The organism is Cryobacterium sp. TS_SC_7, from assembly GCF_056156285.1.
Window position 1 is genome coordinate 3,135,551 of the sequence record NZ_CM149589.1, and the last position, 17,052, is coordinate 3,152,602.

The window sequence follows — 17,052 nt, forward strand, 5'->3', positions numbered from 1 at the left end:
ACTCTAGCTTCGGTTCCGCGGCCCTGTCCAGCTATCATTCATGCGTGGGTGTCCGCCCGTCCCAACTCCGTGGAGCTCATCAATGGTCATGTCCGGCAGTGCAGAACGCATCGTCTTCGTGCACGACCGCCCCGGCCAGGAATCGCTCCTGACCGGAGGAACCATCGCCCGTCTCCGCTCCGACGGCGCCCAGGTCGTCGTGCTGTTCGGTGCGGACCCCGCGCACACCGCGGACAGCCGCGAGCTGCGCACAGCCATGCGGGAACTCGACGTGAGCGACTGGCGGATACTGCCAGCGGCATCCGGGGCGCAGTCACTGGCCGAGGCCGTCGGCGACGTGCTCGACTACGTGCAGGCCACCGCCGTCGTGATCGGCACCGACGACGACGCCCTCCGCGCGGCGGCCGTCGGAGCCGCCGACAGCTACCACGTGCCCGTCTTCGAGCATCGCCGGGTGACGGATGCCGTCGGCCAGCTTCTGATCGCGATCGATGTGAGCGCCCAGGTCGACCAGAAGCTGCGCGCGATCGCGGCCTATCCTGACCGTTGGCGCGTCACCGACCACACCGTTCGGCCGATCGACCCGATCGACCCGGCCGAGCCGGCCCTGCCCGCCGCGGGGGTCCAGCTCCCGGTCGCCATCGGCGGCACGGAAACCTTCCTGCGCCTGCCTCCGGCGCACGCTCCGACCGTCACGGCCCCGGCCGGGTTGTTCAGCCGGGTTCTGGCCGTTGTCTTCGCCCTCGGGACGGGGGTCGCGTTCGGCCTGCTGGGCACGATCGCCCACCAGGCCACCGTTCGGCTCGGTCCCGTGACGGTCCCGATCGGGCTGATCCTCGCTCTTGCCGGCGCGACGGCGCTCCTGGCCGGCCTGCGCCTGGTTCTGGGGGACCGGACGATCGTGTTCTTCTGCGCTCTCGGTCTCCTCGGCACCATCTTCATCCTGTCGCTGCGCAGCGCCGGCGGCTCGGTCCTGATACCCCAGGGTCTGCCGGGAATGGTCTGGACGCTCGGGCCCACCCTGGTCGCCACGATCGTGCTGGCCTGGCCCCGAATCCCGGCCAGACCGGGTACCGCGTAGACTGGAAATTCGCTCGTGAAGGGAGCCCTCCAACGTGACATACGTCATTGCCTTGCCGTGCGTCGATGTGAAGGACCGCGCCTGCGTCGACGAATGCCCGGTCGACTGCATCTATGAGGGTGACCGCTCTCTGTACATCCACCCCGATGAGTGCGTGGACTGCGGCGCCTGCGAGCCGGTGTGCCCGGTCGAGGCCATCTACTACGAAGACGACGTGCCCGAGCAGTGGGCCGAGTACTACAAGGCGAATGTCGAGTTCTTCGACGACATCGGGTCCCCCGGTGGAGCAGCCAAGGTCGGCGTGATCCACAAGGACCACCCGATCATCGCCGTGCTGCCTCCGCAGGTCTGATCCGTCGTGCTGAAACCGCTCCCGGACTATCCGTGGGACCAGATGGTCCCCTTCATGACCCGGGCCCGTGCTCATGAGGGCGGCATCGTCGATTTGTCGATCGGCTCGCCCGTGGATCCGACCCCCGAGGTCATCCGCGACGCACTGTCCCACGCGACCGACGCCCACGCCTACCCGCAGACCGCCGGCACGCCCGAGCTGCAGCGGGCGATCATCGACTGGTATGAGCGCCGTCGCGGCGTCACCGGCCTCACCGAGAAGAATGTGCTGCCGACCATCGGGTCGAAGGAAATGGTGGCACTGCTGCCCTTCATGCTCGGGTTCGGCGAGGGCGACACCATCGTGCACCCGCTCGCCGCCTACCCGACATACAGCATCGGCGCGGCCATGGCCGGCGCCGACGCGCTCGCCGCTGACGACCCCGCGGACTGGCCCGCGTCGACGAAGCTGATCTGGCTGAACAGTCCGGGCAACCCGGACGGCCGGGTGCTGTCGGTCGACGAGTTACGGGCCGCCGTCGCCCGCGCGCGCGAACTGGGCGCGGTGATCGTCTCCGACGAGTGCTACGCCGAACTCGGCTGGACCGACGGCTGGGACAAGCAGCCGACCCCCAGCATCCTGGACCCGCGCGTGATCGGTCAGGACCGCCGCAATGTGCTGGCGCTGTATTCCCTGAGCAAGCAGTCGAATATGGCCGGCTACCGTGGTGCGTTCGCGGCCGGCTGCTCACAACTGCTGGCCCGGGTTCTGACGGTGCGCAAGCACGCCGGTCTCATGCTTCCCGCGCCGCTGCAGGCCGCCATGGTGGCCGCGCTCGGCGACGACGAGCACGTCGCCGTGCAGCGCCGCCGCTACCAGGCGCGCCGCGAGGTTCTGCTGCCCGCCCTGGTCGCGGCGGGTTTCCGCATCACCCGCAGCGAGGCCGGTCTGTACCTCTGGGCCACCGAAGGGCGCCCTGCCTGGGAGTCGATCGGCGGGCTCGCAGACCGGGGCATCCTTGCCGGGCCGGGGCCGTTCTACGGTGACGGCTATCCGCAGCACGTTCGCTTCTCGCTCACCGCCACGGATGAACGCGTGGCGGCCGCCGCGAGCCGGTTGTACGCCGGGTAGACCCACAGATCCCCATTTGTCAACTCCCTCCAAGGAGAAGTTGGCTTTCTTGGTGGATGCAACAGTAGGCGGCTCGGCCTATTAGGCTGTACCCGCGTTGACGTCTCCAGACACATCGGTGTGCTGTGGCCAATCGCCACAGACGGTCAGCCACCAGACGGTTAGGTAGTGATATTCAGTGACACTCAGTCAGACCCAGGGAGCCGCCGTGAGCGACATCGCCGAGCGAACGCCATCCATCGAACCCAAACAGGCGACGCTGTCGTTTCCGGGCGGATCCGCCGAGTTCCCGATCGTGCGCGGCACGGCCGGTGCGTCCGGCATCGACATTTCGACTCTGACCCGCAAGTCGGGCCTGATCACCCTCGACTCCGGCTTCGTGAACACCGCCGCCACGCGGTCGGCCATCACGTTCATCGACGGTGAGAAGGGCATCCTGCGCTATCGGGGCTATCCGATCGAGCAGATCGCCCAGAACTCCAACTTCCTTGAGACCGCCTGGCTGCTGATCTACGGCTCCCTGCCCAGTGCGAGTGAACTCGAGGCCTTCGACACGCGCATCCGTCGGCACACGCTGCTGCACGAAGACCTGCGACGCCTTTTCGACGTGCTGCCGTACAACGCGCACCCGATGGCCGTGCTCTCCGCCGGCACGTCCGCCCTGGCCGCGTACTACCAGGACTCCCTCGACCCCAAGAATCTGGAACAGGTCGAGCTCGCCACCGTGCACCTGCTCTCCAAGCTGCCGGTCATGGCGGCGTACGCCTACAAGAAGAGCATCGGTCAGGCGTTCCTGTACCCCGACAACTCGCTCGGTTACGTGGACAACTTCCTGCGCCTCATCTTCGGCACCCTCGCCGAGCCCTACGAGGTGAACCCCGTTGTCAGCAAGGCCCTCGAACGTCTGCTGATGCTGCACGAAGACCACGAGCAGAACGCGTCGACCTCGACTGTTCGCCTGGTCGGATCCACCGAGGCGAACCTGTTCGCGTCGGTGTCCGCGGGCATCAACGCGCTGTCCGGTCCGCTGCACGGTGGCGCGAACGAAGCCGTGCTCAAGATGCTCGGTGAGATCAAGGCATCCGGCGAAGGTGTGGAGAAGTTCGTCGAACGGGTCAAGAACAAGGAGCAGGGCGTGCGCCTGATGGGCTTCGGCCACCGGGTGTACAAGAACTACGACCCCCGGGCCACCCTGGTCAAGGAGAGCGCCGACGAGGTGCTCGCCGCCCTGGGCGTCAAGGACGACCTGCTCGACATCGCCAAGGAACTCGAGCACATCGCGCTCAACGACGACTACTTCAAGGAGCGCAAGCTCTACCCGAACGTGGACTTCTACACCGGCGTGATCTACAAGGCGATGGGCTTCCCGACCAGCATGTTCACGGTGCTCTTCGCGATCGGCCGTCTGCCCGGCTGGGTGGCGCACTGGCGCGAGATGAACGAGGACCCGACGACCAAGATCGGTCGCCCCCAGCAGTTGTACATCGGTGAGCCGGCGCGCGACTTCCCGCGCCGCTAGCGATTGACGGCCGGGCCGTGTTCGCGGTCCGGCCCCGTCACTTCCGGGGTGAGCAGCAGCGTGTGGGTGGCGGCCTGCTTCACGGCTGCCAGTGAGAAGAGCCACGGCCGGGTGCGGTGCTCCTGCCAGAGCACGGTCTGGTCGTCGTAGTTCGGGTGGAACGCGTGTCCCGAGCTTCCGGTCAGGTTCAGCCAGGTCGAGTCGTCCCAGTCGGCCAGGCTCACCACCTGCCGCATCGACGGCACCCAGTCCACGGTGTAGCCGATGGTCGCATCCCAGCCGACGGCGTCGATCACGCTGGAGCCGCCCGCGACCTCATACGGTCCCCGGTTGAAGAGCCACTCCAGCGGGGCGATCCCCGACTCCCCGAAGCTGGAGTGCGTCACCTCGAGCGTGTGGATCCGGCCCCATTCCCAGCCGGCGACATCCGCACCCATCAGCTTCTCGCCCTCGGCCGCGGCCCGGACGAGCACACGTTCAAGCATGCTGTCGCGGCCGCCGGAGCCGAGCCGGTCGTTGTCCCACCACGGTGACTCGGGGGTGTCGAGCAGGGCGATCACAACGGCGAAGGAACGGTCACCACCGGTGAACGCGGTGCCCTCCGGGAGTTTTTGGTCGAACATGACCGAGAGCAGGTTGCGCCAGACGATGTTGAAGTACGCGGCGGCGGCGCTGCCGGCGTCGAGGTGGTAGTCCCAGCCGTCGAACAGGGCGAGCGCGTCCCGGGTCGCGCCGGTCGTCTCGATGTCCTGCAGCACGGGCACCAGCGCCGCCGCCAGCGGGCTGTAGGTGTCACCCTGGATCTCGCTCATCATCGCGGTCGTCACGGGGGTTCCGGAGTCGATGCGGGCCTGCAGCCGCCGGGTGATCTCCGCCGCCCGGTAGCCGAGATCCCAGTCCTTGGTGATCAGGTAGGGGTAGTCCGGGCCGACCGGGGAATTGTTCGCCGTCACGATGAAGCCGCGGGGCGGGTTGAAAATCTGCGGCAGCGCATCGAACGGGATGAAGCCGTCCCAGCCGTACGCGCTCGTCCAGCCGGGAACCGGCACGGTGCCGTCGCCCGCCCGGCGGATCGGGATCAGCCCCGGCGCCTGGTAGCCGATGTTGCCGTCCACATCGGCGTAGACGAGGTTCTGCGACGGCACATCGAACAGCTCGGCCGCCTGACGGAAGCTCGCCCAGTCGGTCGCCGCTCCGAGCGCGAAGACGGCGGATGCCGTGCGCCCCGGCGTCAGGGCCGTCCACTGTAGCGAGAGCGCGTAGACGGTGGGTTCGGCGGCGGCGCTGCTGGCACCCGCGTCGGCCGCGGCATCCGTCGCCTCACCGGCTGCCGGCGCGTCCGCCGCCGGCAGGTCGATCGCCGACGGGTACTCGTTCGCGATCGCCGGGAAGACGGTGCCGCCCAGCCCGCTCACGATCGGACCGTGTTCGGTGGCCCGGATCTCGATCCGCACCGGGTCCCCGCCGGCGACCCTGATCGTCTCGCTGCGCAGCTGCAGGGGCTTCTGCGCCCCGTCATACTCATACGTGTCCCCGGTGACCTTCTCCAGGTAGAGGTCTGCGACATCCGGCCCGAGGTTGGTGAATCCCCACGCGATCTTCGCATTGTGGCCGATGATGATTCCGGGCAGGCCGGAGAAGCCGTACCCGGCCAGATCGAACGGGCAGTCCGCGCTCACGGTGCGGCAGCGCAGCCCCACCTGGTACCAGACCGACGGCATCACCGCGCCGAGGTGCGGATCGTTGGCGAGGATCGGCGCACCGGTGTCGGTGTGCTCGCCGGCGACCACCCAGGAGTTGGAGCCGATTTCCCCACCGGCCGGGCCGAGAAGCTCGGGCACGCCGGCGAGTGCGGCTCGCAGCCCCGTGAGCGAGGAGGCCAGGGCCGGCTGGGCGGGCGTGCCCGCGAGCCCGGTGAGGGCGGATGCCGTCTCCGGCTGCGTCTCCTCGGGTGCGGCCTCGGCCTCGGCGGCCGGGGCCGGGGCCCCGTCGACGATGGTCGGGTGGGCGGCGAACGGGTACGACGGATGCAGCAGCTCGATTTCCGCGGGACTGTAACTGCCCGAGAGCAGTGCCCGGTCGATCTCGTCGTCAAGGTTCGAGCGCAGGTCCCAGGCCATCGCCTTGAGCCAGGCCACGGAGTCGGCCGGAGTCCACGGCTCGGGCGTATAGCCGGGGTTCTGCAGGCTCAAGGCCACGTATTCGAGGGAGAGGTCAGGGCCGGTGTGCGTGGCCAGATACGCGTTCACGCCGTCCGCATAGGCCTGGTAGTAGCCGGCGGTGACCGGGTCGAGCAACGCGACCTCCTGCTCGGCGACCGCCCGCCAGCCCAGCGTGCGGATGAAGGTGTCGGTGGCCACCTGGCTCTCCCCGAAGAGTTCGGCCAGCCGCCCGCTCGTCACGTGCCGCCGGAAGTCCATCTCCCAGAACCGATCCTGGGCGTGCACGTAACCCTCGGCACGGAACAGGTCGCCGGCGGTGTCGGCCACGATCTGGGGGATGCCCGCCTCGTCCCGGTACACCGTGACCTCGGCGCCCAGGCCGGGCAGCCGTGCCTCACCCGCGAACTGGGGGAAGGAGCGGGTCACGGTCCAGATTCCGGTTCCGATGCCTGCCAGGGTCAGGGTCACGACCACGGCGACCGCGATCAGAGCCGGCCCCACCCGGCGGTGGCGTTTGCTGCGCGGTGCGTCGGTTCCCACGTCACTCCTCTGTGACGGCAGCGTACTCCGGGCCGGCCCCGCCGCGGGAAAAACTTCCGGCGGGCGGTGCCTCCCTGCTCAGGCGTGCAGCTGGGCGTTCAGCACGATGCCGGTGCCGCTGCGCTGCAGCACCTCAACCGCACCCGAGACCGAGTTGCGACGGAACAGAAGGTTGGCGACCCCGGAGAGTTCGACGGCCTTCACCGACGCCGTCTTCCCGTCGGCGGTGCGCGGCTGCCCGGGCAGCAGGACTTTGGTGCCGGCCGTCACATAGAGCCCGGCCTCCACGACACTGTCCGCGCCGATCGAGATGCCCACCCCGGAATTGGCGCCGAGCAGGGCCCGCTCGCCGATCGACACGCGTTCGGTGCCGCCGCCGGACAGCGTGCCCATGATCGACGCGCCGCCGCCGATGTCGGCGCCATCGCCCACGACCACGCCCTGGGAGATCCGCCCTTCGACCATTGAGACGCCCAGCGTGCCCGCGTTGAAGTTCACAAAGCCCTCGTGCATCACCGTCGTACCGGGGGAGAGGTGGGCACCCAGACGCACCCGCGACGCATCCGCGATCCGCACCCGGTCGGGCGTGACGTAGTTGAGCAGCGGCGGGAACTTGTCGATCCCGGTGGCCTGGATTCCATGCCGCTGCAGGGACGGCCGCAGACGGGTGAAATCGGCGGGCAGCATCGGCCCCGCGTTGGTCCAGACCACGGCGGGCAGGTGACCGAAGATGCCGTCGAGGTTGAGGGTGTTCGGGCGGGCCAGCAAGTGCGAGAGCAGGTGCAGGCGCAGGTAGGCATCCGAGGTTCCGGCCGGCGGTGCGGTGAGGTCGATCTCCACGGTGACCGCCTCGAGGCGCACGGCGCGCCGCGGGTCCTCCCCGGCGAACTGCTCGAGTTCGGACGGCACGATCCAACGGTCGCGGCCGGCCGGCAACGGGCCGAGCTGCGGCTCCGGAAACCAGGTATCCAGCACGGTGCCGTCTCCGGCGACGGTGGCGAGGCCGTACCCCCAGGCGTTCGAGGGGGCAACGGATGTCGGGGGCACGGCGGTGATCATGGCTCTAGATTAGTAGAGTGCCTCAAATCCCCGTGACCCTGGACCTCTCCCAAACCTCGATCGAGCTCACCCGTGCGCTCTGCGACATCGAGTCGGTCTCGGGGAACGAGACCACCGTCGCCGACGCCGTGGAACGTGCGCTCGCCGGGTACGGGCACCTCGAGATCATCCGGGACGGTGACACCGTCGTGGCCCGCACCACCCTCGGCCGGGCCCAGCGCGTGATCATCGCCGGCCACCTCGACACGGTCCCCGTCAACCGCAACCTGCCGACCCGCTTCGAGACCATCGACGGCGTCGAGTACCTCTGGGGCCGTGGCACCGTCGACATGAAGGCGGGCGTGGCCGTGCAACTGAAGCTCGCCGCGGAGCTCACCGCGCCCAGCGTCGACGTGACCTGGATCTGGTACGACCACGAGGAGGTCGCCGACGAGCTCAACGGCCTCGGCCGCCTCGCCCGCAACCGGCCCGATCTCTTCGAGGGTGACTTCGCCATCCTCGGCGAGCCGACCAACAGCCGGATCGAGGGTGGCTGCAACGGCAATGTGCGCATCGAAGTGCGCGCCTTCGGACTGCGCGCGCACTCCGCCCGCAGCTGGGTGGGCGAGAACGCCATCCACAAGGTCGCCCCCATCCTCACCCTCCTGGCCGGCTACGAGGCGCGCCAGGTCGAGGTCGAGGGGCTCGTCTACCGTGAGGGCCTCAACGCCGTCGGGATCAGCGGCGGCATCGCCGGCAACGTCATCCCCGACGAGTGCATGGTGCACATCAACTATCGCTTCGCGCCCAGTAGCACCTCCGCCCAGGCCGTCGAGCACCTCGAAGAACTGTTCGCGGGGTACGAGATCACGGTCGTCGACCAGGCCGAGGGTGCCCGCCCGGGCCTGGACGCCCCGCTCGCCCTGCAGTTCCTGACCGCGGTCGGCGGCGAGGCCAAACCCAAATACGGCTGGACCGACGTCGCACGCTTCTCCGCCCTCGGCATCCCGGCCGTCAACTACGGCCCCGGCGACCCGCTCAAGGCCCACGCCGACGACGAGCGGGTCGCCCTGTCGCAGATCACGGACTGTGAGGACGGGCTCCGCTCATGGCTGAGCGCAAGCGTCCGGTAGCCAAGCCCCTCCAGCCGCCCGTGCGCCGGGCCACACCGGCGTCCGTCCCGCCCGCAGTCCGACCGTCGCGCTGGCGGGCCGGCTACCGGGCCACCCCCTGGTGGGCCAGGGTCGTCGTGATCTGGGCGGCATCCCGGGTGGTCACGACGACGTTGGTGCTGCTGCTCGCGAATGTGCAGGGCGCCAACGCGTGGACGGCGGCGTCGCCGGGCTACGCCGCGTTCGCGAACATGTGGGATGCCCGCTGGTACAACATCGTCGCGATCAGCGGCTACCCAGCCACGCTGCCGGTGACGGCGGAGGGGCAGATCGCGGAGAACGCGTGGGCGTTCATGCCGGGCTTCCCCGCTGCCGTGCGGGTGCTGATGGCCCTCAGCGGCCAGCCGTGGGACGTGGCAGCCGTGTTCGTGTCGGCCGCGTTCAGCCTGGGCACCGCGCTGCTGTTCTTCCGGCTGATGCGTCGGGTGCTGGACCCGTCGGCCGCCCTGTTCTCGGTGCTGTTGTTCTGCGTGGCTCCGCTGTCGCCCGTGCTGCAGTTCGGCTACGCCGAGTCGATGTACCTGTTCTGGCTCACCCTCGCGCTGCTCCTGCTGCTCGATCGGCGGTACGTGCTGCTGTTCCCGGTCATCGCCGTGATGGGCTTGACCCGGCCCAGTGCCCTGGCCTTCGCGCTGGCCCTCGGTCTGCACGTCGTGCACCGCTGGCTCACCCGGGCGAGAGACCCCTTCCCGCTCGGCGAACGGATGCTGGCGGCATCCGTCGCCGGGTTCAGCGCCCTGGTCGGGGTGGCCTGGCCGGTCGTGGCCTGGATCGTGACCGGCAGCGTCACGGCGTACACCGACACCGAGCTGGCCTGGCGGGCGCCGTACATCGGCTACCAGGAGCTCGTTCCGTTCACCGCCTGGTTCCAGAGCGGGGTCTGGTGGCTGGGGATACCGCTCGGCATCGTCGTCGTCGTCGTCCTGATCGTGGCCTTCGGGGGGATCTTGTTCCTCCCGGCCGTGCGGCGGCTCGGCGTCGATCTGCGCTTCTGGGGGGCCAGCTACGGCCTCTACCTGCTGGCCGTGTTCTTCCCGCAGTCGAGCACGTTCCGTCTGCTGATGCCGCTGTTCCCGCTGCTCGGCGCGATCGCCCAACCACGCAATCCCTGGTACCGGACGGGCGTCGTCCTGCTCTGCATTCTCGGCCAGTGGGGCTGGCTGCTGCTGTGCTGGGGAGTGGACGGTGCGGACTGGACACCCCCCTAATTACTGTCTGGGGCCGGGATGGTCGATAATGGAGGTTCAGACGAATGAATGGAAGGGGAGTTCATGGCGGCCATGAAGCCAAGGACCGGAGACGGGCCAATGGAGGCTGTAAAAGAGGGGCGCCTCATCATCGTGCGTGTTCCGCTCGAAGGTGGAGGCCGACTTGTCGTCTCTGTGAACGACGCTGAAGCCAAAGAGCTTCACGATGCACTTGCCGGCGTAGTCCAGCCGACCGTATAGTCGCAGAACGGCCGCGCAGCTCACGCTGCGCGGCCGTTTTTTTTTGCCCGCCGGGAGCGGATGGGGTTCCCACCGTCATCCGGCGCACCGCGGAGAATCTGGTCGAGCTTGTCGGTGGTCGAGCCTGTCGGTGGTCGAGCTTGTCGAAGCCCCGGCGAGTCCATCCTTCACACTCGGCCGCCAGCATCCGTGCCCTCACGCTAATCTCGGAGTTTTTCGCGACACGCCGTCATCCCGGGCTGCTCACCCGGCGCGCCCTCGAGAATCTCCGAATTACCGGCACGACGTCGATGCTTAGAGTAATTACTTTCGTAAGTTTACTCAGTCTCTTGACTCATCATTCGAAGTCATTTACTATTGATGCATGGCAGGAGCCCCCACTCCGCACCACCCGACCACCTCGACCCAGGTGGCAGCCTCCGCTGTGCAGCCTTCCGTCCTGGAGCAGTTGCAGCAGCTGCAGCAGGCGCGTGACCTGGCCGCGTCCGTGCTCGACTCGGTCTCCTTCTCCTTGCTGAACGAGGCCGATGCGATGGCGGTGCTCGGCACGGTCGAAGATCTGGGGCGTCGGGTTGATGCTGCGAGGGTCGCCTCTGCCGCCGACATTTCGGTGCGGTCCCGCCGCGTCCTCGGCCACGACTCGTTGGCCTACAAGAACGGGGCCTCCAGCGGTACCGACCTGATCACGCGTCTGACGCGCATCTCCGCCCGGGAGGCGACCCGGCGGGTGCGGCTGGGCGACAACGTCACCCCGCGCCTGGCCGGAACCAGCGTGTTGCCGCCGTATTACCCGGCCGTGGCGGATGCCCTCACCGCCGGTGATCTCGGTGTCGACGCGGCCGAGAACATCGTGACGGCCCTCGACAAGGTCGCCGCCCGGGTCGCACCCGACGACCTCGGCACCGCCGAGCGGGCTTTGGTCGGAGCGGCGACCGGGGCCGTCACCGAGGAAACCGTCGGGCTTCCCGGCGAAGGCTTCGCGTTCCCCGCCGATCTGGTGCGCGGCATCGCCACGCAGTGGCAGGCCCGCCTCGACCCTGACGGTACCGCCCCGAACGAGCCCGTCGCCGAGGCCCGCAGCACCGTCGGGTTCGGGCTGTTCCGTGACGGCCTCTACCCTTTGCGGGGCGGGGTCACCCCCGAGCTTCGCGGCATCATGAACGGCATCTTCGACACGTATCTCTCCGCCCATGCCGCGCCTGCGTTCCCCACGGCCGAGGAACAGGCGCGGATGAATGCCGGGGAACTCATCCCGGGTGCGGAGGCCGCGGCCCTGAGCGACGATCGTAACGGCGGCCAGAAGCGCGCCGACATCCTCCGCGGAGTGTTCGAGGCCGCCACCCGCGACGCGGGAACCCCGACCATGGGCGGTGCGGCCCCCACGGTCATGATCCACGTGAACCAGGCCGACCTGACCGCGGGCCGCGGTGTGGGCTGGATCGACGGCGTCGACGCTCCCGTCTCGCTGAAAACCGTGAAGCAGGCCCTCTGCGCGGGCGGGTTCCAGGAGATCGTGTTCGGCGAGAACAACGAAGTCCTCACCCTGAGCACCGAGAAACGTTTCTTCAACCGGGCCCAGCGCCGCGCCATCGCCGCCCGCGATGGGGGCTGCGCCATCACGGGCTGCACCGTGCCCGCAGCCTGGTGCGAGGTGCACCACGTCATCCCCTGGTACCAAGGCGGGAAAACCGACATCAGCAACGGGGTGTTGCTCTGCTGGTACCACCACCACAGCATCGACACGTCCGGCTGGGAAATCCGCATGATCCGCGGCAAACCCGAAGTCAGGGCACCGTACTGCTACGACCCGACCCGAACCTGGCGGCCCGCGGGAGCACATCGGGCGGGGTCCGGTCCCGGGTCTCGACAGGCTCGGTCTCGACAAGCTCGACCAACGTCGACGTGAGCTCCTGGGGGCAGGTCGCCTGGGTCTCGACAAGCTCGGTCTCGACAAGCTCGACCAGCGTCAGCGTGAGCTCCTGGGGGCAGGTCGCCTGGGTCTCGACAAGCTCGGTCTCGACAGGCTCGGTCTCGACAGGCTCGGTCTCGACGGGCTCGGTCTCGACAGGCTCGACCACCGGCGGGGAGACCGCCTAGGCGCGGAGCTTGGTGATCTGCAGCAGGCCGTCGCCGACGGGGGAGAGGGCACTGATGACGGCGGTGGAGGAGGCGATGACGGTCAGCAGGGTGCGGAAGCCGGTAGCCACGTCGTCGCGCTGGGCCGGGTTGGCCACCCGGCCGCGCCAGAGCGCGTGGGCCACGAGGACGGTTCCACCCGGGCGGGCCAGGCGCAGGGCGTGCTCGACGTACTCGATCACGGCCTGCGGGTCCGCGTCGACGAAGACGATGTCGTAGGAGTTCTCGTTCATGCGGGGCAGCACATCCGCCGCCCGGCCCGTGATCAGGCGCGCCCGGTTCGCCGGGATGCCGGCCTCGGCGAAGTTGGCGCGGGCGTGCTGCTGATGGTCGACCTCGGTGTCGATCGAGGTGAGGGTGGCGCCGGGGGCGCCGGTGAGCAGCCAGATGCCGGAGACGCCCGCGCCGGTGCCGACCTCGAGGATGCTGCGCGCACCGGTGGCGGCCGCGATCACGGCCGACTGCGCGCCGACGGCGGGCGAGATCGCGTCGATTCCGAGTTCGAGGGACTGCTGTCTGGCCCGCGCCACAGCGTCGGACTCCACGACTGAGTCGTCGGAGAATTTCCAGTTCAGATCTTTGTCAGACACAGTGCAACTCCAGTAGGTGAATGGGTCAAGCCTAAGGGGGCCCGGGCATGGTCGGTGGAGGCCTCGCCGGGGGTTATTCTGGGGGAATGTTCGGTTTGACGTTCGAGAAGATACTGCTGATCGGCATTGTCGCCGTCTTCCTGCTCGGACCCGAAAGGCTTCCGCACTACGCCGCCCAGCTGGCCCGCCTCGTGAAGCAGCTCCGTAACCTGGCCAACGGTGCCAAAGACCGGATGCGGGACGAGATGGGCCCGGAGTTCGACGACGTCGACTGGAAGAAGCTCGACCCCCGCCAGTATGACCCGCGCCGCATCATCCGGGAGGCGCTCACCGACGAAGACGAACTGAAGGCGCAGTCGGCCACCGTATCGCGGGCCGCGCCGAACCCCGACGGGGCCTACCTTCAGCGGAAACGCGCCAGGGAGGCCGCCACTCAGCCGGCGCCCTTCGACTCCGAAGCCACCTGAGCCGCTCCCAGCTGGCAGGACAGCAACCCGGCGGCGGTCCGCAGCCGTCGCAGCACTAGGTCGAGGTCGTGCCCGACGCGGCCTGGCGGCACGCACACGGCCAACGCCGCGATGACGCCCGGGGCGCGCACGGGCACCGCGACGCAGTCCACGGGGCGGTCGCCCGAACGGATGCCCCCGGCATCCGGTTTCGGCTGACGGCGACTCTGCCGGGACGACCGCAGGTCGACCACGTCCAGTGGGGTCGGCGCCTCGTCGGGAAACCGGGCAAGGTACACGGAGCGCTGTTCACGGCTCAGCTGCGCCAGGATCTGGCGGCCGATCGCTGCGGCCGGGGCGATCCCGGACATGGTGTCGCGCAGGTCGAGGCGCGGGGTGCCGGTGGCGTCGACGACGTCGACGAGACGGACCTCGCCGGACTCGAACCGTGACAGGTGCGCCGGAGCCCCATGCTCCCGGGCCACCCCGCGCAGGGTCTGCCGCACGCGGGCCAGGAATTCGCCCGGAGCGCTGTCGGCGCGCAGGGTCGGAAACCGGGCCCCGAGCACCAGCCCGTCGGGCTCGGCCGCCAGATAGCCCTCGTACACGAGAGTGCGGGTGAGGTTGTAGGTGGTGCCGAGGCTGAGCCCGGACGTGCGGGCCAGGGCCTTGACCGGGAGCGGCCGGGCCGATGCGGAGACGAGGTCCACGAGGCCCAGGGCGCGCTGCACCGACGAGATGAGCGTTCGGTGCTGCTCCGACATGCTGTCCCCTCGGGCTCCGACTTGTGCCGACAGAATAGGCACGCCGGGGAGAACGGGCTAGGTGCGCACGCTACGCTGAACGCACGTATCTGAGGAGTGTGACCGTGCCGAACCCGTCGAACAATCGCGCGAAGCCCAAGCGGGTTCCGCTCTCTGTCTATTCCGCCGAGTTGCGGCGACTGCAGACCGAGCTGGTCGCCATGCAGGAATGGGTGAAGGAATCCGGGGCCCGCATCGTCGTGATCTTCGAGGGCCGGGATGCGGCCGGCAAGGGGTCTGCGATCAAGCGGGTCACCGAGTTCCTGAACCCGCGCGTCGCCCGGATCGTCGCCCTGCCGGTGCCGACCGAACGCGAGCGGGGCCAGTGGTACTTCCAGCGCTACATCGAGCACCTGCCGTCCACCGGGGAGATCGTGCTGATGGACCGGTCCTGGTACAACCGGGCCGGCGTCGAACATGTGATGGGCTACTGCACGCCCGACGAGTACCGCCGGTTCCTGCACCAGGCGCCCCTCTTCGAACGGATGCTGGTCGAAGACGGCATCCTGCTCGTCAAGTACTGGTTCTCGGTGTCGGACCATGAGCAGGAGAGGCGCTTCCGGTCGCGGTTGAACGACCCGATGCGCCGCTGGAAGCTGTCCGGGACCGACCTGTTCTCGATCACGAAGTGGGTCGACTACTCCCGCGCCAAAGACGAGATGTTCGTGCACACCGATCTGCCCGAGGCCCCGTGGTGGGTCGTCGAGAGCGAGGACAAGCGGGCCGCGCGCCTCAACATGATCAGCCACCTGCTGTCGATCGTTCCCTACACGCATCGCGAGCCGCCCCTGGTGACCATCCCGGTGCGTCCCGCCGGCGCCGAATACGAGCGCCCGCCGCGCGAGCTGAACCGCCCCGTGCCGGACATCACGACCACGCTGGACAAGCCCACGGCGAAGCCCAAGGGCAAGGCCAAGATCAAGAAACAGGAGAAGAAGGCCACGAAGAAGGCAGCTCAGAAGGCGGCGAAGCAGGCGTCGGCGAAGGCAGCCGACCAGGCGGCGAAGCAGCAAGCGGCGGAAGCCAAACTGACGGTCTGACTCGGCGGCGCGGAGCCGGTCGACGGCTCCGCGCCCAGGTTCAGCGGCGGCGCACGCCCTTCAGCACCGCGGCGAGTAACAGCATCGGCCGGGCCAGCCGTTCGAAATCCCGGCCGGTGCGGGGCAGCTGCACGAGTCCCGTCGCCCGCGCGACGGTGACCGCGTCCACGAACCGCAGCAGCCCCTCCGGGCCGTTGCGGCGTCCGATGCCGGACTGCTTCATGCCGCCCATCGGGGCCGCCACGGAGGAGAACGACCCGCGGTAGCCCTCATTGATGTTCACGCTGCCTGCTTCGATGGCGCCGGCCACCCGCAGGGCCCGGCGCACCGAGCCGGAGAACACCGAGGCGTTGAGACCGTAGTCGCTGTCGTTGGCGGCGAGGATGGCCGCCTGCTCCGAGTCGATCACGGTCACCGCGACCACGGGGCCGAAGGTCTCCGACGCGAAGCACTCCATCTCGGCGGTGACCCCGGTCAGCACGGTCGGTTCGTAGAAGAACGGTCCCAGGTCGGGGCGGGCCCGGCCGCCGGCCTCCACCGTGGCGCCGTGTGCCACCGCGTCGGCCACGCGGGCGCTCACCCGGTTCAGCTGGGCCTCGGAGGTGAGGGAGCCGACATCCGTCGAGTAGTCGTACGCGGCGCCCAGCCGGAGAGAGCGGGTGACCGCCACGAATTCGCGGAGGAACGCGTCGGCCACCCCGCGCTGCACGTAGATGCGCTCGATCGACACGCAGAGCTGGCCCATCGCCGTGAAGCAGGCCGTGGCCGCGTCAGCGGCCGCACGGGCCGGGTCGGCGTCGTCGAGCACGATCAGCGGGTTGTTGCCGCCGAGTTCGAGGGAGACCCCGGTGAGGGTGCCGGCCGCCTGCGCCGCGACCCTCTTGCCGGTTGCGGTGGACCCGGTGAAGCACACGTAGTCCGCCGCGCCGGTCACAGCCCCGCCGATCTCCGCGCCGTCGCCCGTGACCACGGCCCAGAGCCCCTCGGGCACGCCGGCGTCGATGAACGCCCGGCGCAGCGAGAGGACGCTGAGCGCGCCCTGGTCATCGGCCTTCTGCACCACGCCGCAACCCGCGGCGAGGGCCGGCACGACGTCCATGGCGGCGAGGCTGAGCGGGTAGTTCCACGGGGTGATGACGCCGGCGACGCCCTTCGGCCGGTAGCGCACCGCGGTCGTGATGACGAGCGGGATCGCGCTTCTCCGCCGACCGCCGCGCAGCACACCACGGGCGGCGAGGGCGTTGAACCGGGTGACGCCGGCGGCCTGGAAGACCTCTTCGAAGGCCTGGCCGCGGGTCTTGCCGGTCTCCGCCTGCACGGTGTCCTGCAGCGCCGTGGTGCGTTCGAGGATCAGGTCGTGCGCCCGCAGCAGGATCGCCCGGCGGCGGGCGAACCCGGCCCGCGCCCAGGCGAGCTGGGCCAGGCGGGCCGTGGAATACGCATCCTGAACATCGTGCACACCGCTGACCGGCAGTTCGTGCAGCACCCGGCCGGTGAAAGGCGCGATCACGGGGATCGTGGCACCGGTGGTGGAGCGCACGTCGCGGGTGAGGCCCGCGATTTCGACAGGGTCAAGGGGGGAGGCAGACATCCCCGAAGTCTAGGTGCGGCGGGC

16 protein-coding genes are annotated in these 17,052 nt (G+C 69.2%); 11 read left to right on the plus strand and 5 right to left on the minus strand.

Annotation, left to right across the window (positions count from 1 at the left end):
* Nucleotides 1–88: 88 nt before the first annotated feature.
* The 4 genes from AC0J5J_RS14425 to AC0J5J_RS14440 all read left to right on the plus strand — a co-directional run bounded on the left by AC0J5J_RS14425 (nt 89) and on the right by AC0J5J_RS14440 (nt 4,062).
* Entirely contained in the window at nt 89–1,081 is a 993-nt protein-coding gene (locus AC0J5J_RS14425) for a PIG-L deacetylase family protein (protein WP_474898625.1), read from the plus strand.
* Nucleotides 1,082–1,115: 34 nt separating this feature from the next.
* The gene (gene fdxA / locus AC0J5J_RS14430; protein WP_104099174.1) at nt 1,116–1,433 is read left to right on the plus strand and encodes a ferredoxin; all 318 of its coding nucleotides are present in this window, start codon (nt 1,116–1,118) and stop codon (nt 1,431–1,433) included.
* A gap of 6 nt (nt 1,434–1,439) precedes the next feature.
* The gene (gene dapC / locus AC0J5J_RS14435) at nt 1,440–2,543 is read left to right on the plus strand and encodes a succinyldiaminopimelate transaminase (RefSeq protein ID WP_474898626.1); all 1,104 of its coding nucleotides are present in this window, start codon (nt 1,440–1,442) and stop codon (nt 2,541–2,543) included.
* A 217-nt stretch (nt 2,544–2,760) separates the two neighbouring features.
* Nucleotides 2,761–4,062 carry a citrate synthase gene (locus AC0J5J_RS14440; RefSeq protein WP_134425777.1) on the plus strand — a complete coding sequence of 434 codons (1,302 nt, stop codon included), beginning with the start codon at nt 2,761–2,763 and terminating at the stop codon, nt 4,060–4,062.
* On the opposite strand, the gene AC0J5J_RS14445 is transcribed toward AC0J5J_RS14440, so the two are convergent.
* Entirely contained in the window at nt 4,059–6,764 is a 2,706-nt protein-coding gene (locus AC0J5J_RS14445; RefSeq protein WP_474898627.1) for a penicillin acylase family protein, read from the minus strand. The two genes, AC0J5J_RS14440 and AC0J5J_RS14445, sit on opposite strands and share 4 nt — an antisense overlap.
* 78 nt (nt 6,765–6,842) lie before the next feature.
* A complete protein-coding gene (gene dapD, locus AC0J5J_RS14450; RefSeq protein ID WP_474898629.1) occupies nt 6,843–7,823 on the minus strand; it encodes a 2,3,4,5-tetrahydropyridine-2,6-dicarboxylate N-succinyltransferase in 981 nt (326 codons plus the stop codon).
* A 26-nt stretch (nt 7,824–7,849) separates the two neighbouring features.
* Here dapD and dapE point away from each other — a divergent pair, with 26 nt between their 5' ends.
* From dapE to AC0J5J_RS14475, 5 genes are all read left to right on the plus strand, one after another.
* Nucleotides 7,850–8,935 (plus strand): succinyl-diaminopimelate desuccinylase, encoded by a 1,086-nt coding sequence (gene dapE / locus AC0J5J_RS14455; protein ID WP_134425776.1) that lies wholly within the window; start codon nt 7,850–7,852, stop codon nt 8,933–8,935.
* A complete protein-coding gene (locus AC0J5J_RS14460; RefSeq protein ID WP_474898630.1) occupies nt 8,911–10,182 on the plus strand; it encodes a hypothetical protein in 1,272 nt (423 codons plus the stop codon). The genes dapE and AC0J5J_RS14460 overlap by 25 nt, the downstream gene beginning before the upstream one ends.
* A gap of 63 nt (nt 10,183–10,245) precedes the next feature.
* Nucleotides 10,246–10,422, plus strand: a complete 177-nt coding sequence (locus AC0J5J_RS14465; RefSeq protein ID WP_104099180.1) for a DUF3117 domain-containing protein — start codon at nt 10,246–10,248, stop codon at nt 10,420–10,422.
* A gap of 364 nt (nt 10,423–10,786) precedes the next feature.
* The gene (locus AC0J5J_RS14470) at nt 10,787–12,328 is read left to right on the plus strand and encodes an HNH endonuclease signature motif containing protein (protein ID WP_474898632.1); all 1,542 of its coding nucleotides are present in this window, start codon (nt 10,787–10,789) and stop codon (nt 12,326–12,328) included.
* Nucleotides 12,325–12,519, plus strand: a complete 195-nt coding sequence (locus AC0J5J_RS14475) for a hypothetical protein (RefSeq protein WP_474898634.1) — start codon at nt 12,325–12,327, stop codon at nt 12,517–12,519. Before AC0J5J_RS14470 ends, AC0J5J_RS14475 begins: the two co-directional genes overlap by 4 nt.
* On the opposite strand, the gene AC0J5J_RS14480 is transcribed toward AC0J5J_RS14475, so the two are convergent.
* Complete coding sequence (locus tag AC0J5J_RS14480; protein WP_474898636.1) at nt 12,516–13,148, minus strand: O-methyltransferase; 633 nt, start codon at nt 13,146–13,148, stop codon at nt 12,516–12,518. The two genes, AC0J5J_RS14475 and AC0J5J_RS14480, sit on opposite strands and share 4 nt — an antisense overlap.
* Before the next feature lie 86 nt (nt 13,149–13,234).
* On the opposite strand from AC0J5J_RS14480, the gene AC0J5J_RS14485 reads away from it, so the two are divergent.
* The gene (locus tag AC0J5J_RS14485) at nt 13,235–13,615 is read left to right on the plus strand and encodes a sec-independent translocase (protein ID WP_134425726.1); all 381 of its coding nucleotides are present in this window, start codon (nt 13,235–13,237) and stop codon (nt 13,613–13,615) included.
* On the opposite strand, the gene AC0J5J_RS14490 is transcribed toward AC0J5J_RS14485, so the two are convergent.
* Nucleotides 13,582–14,358, minus strand: a complete 777-nt coding sequence (locus AC0J5J_RS14490) for an IclR family transcriptional regulator (protein WP_474898638.1) — start codon at nt 14,356–14,358, stop codon at nt 13,582–13,584. The two genes, AC0J5J_RS14485 and AC0J5J_RS14490, sit on opposite strands and share 34 nt — an antisense overlap.
* Before the next feature lie 104 nt (nt 14,359–14,462).
* Between AC0J5J_RS14490 and ppk2 the strand changes: the two genes are divergently transcribed.
* On the plus strand, nt 14,463–15,437 hold the full coding sequence (ppk2, locus tag AC0J5J_RS14495; protein ID WP_134425724.1) for a polyphosphate kinase 2: 975 nt from the start codon (nt 14,463–14,465) through the stop codon (nt 15,435–15,437).
* Between the two features lie 40 nt (nt 15,438–15,477).
* Here ppk2 and AC0J5J_RS14500 read toward each other — a convergent pair whose 3' ends face one another.
* Nucleotides 15,478–17,028: a succinic semialdehyde dehydrogenase gene (locus AC0J5J_RS14500; RefSeq protein ID WP_474898640.1), complete on the minus strand. Its 1,551-nt coding sequence runs from the start codon at nt 17,026–17,028 to the stop codon at nt 15,478–15,480.
* Nucleotides 17,029–17,052 lie beyond the last annotated feature (24 nt).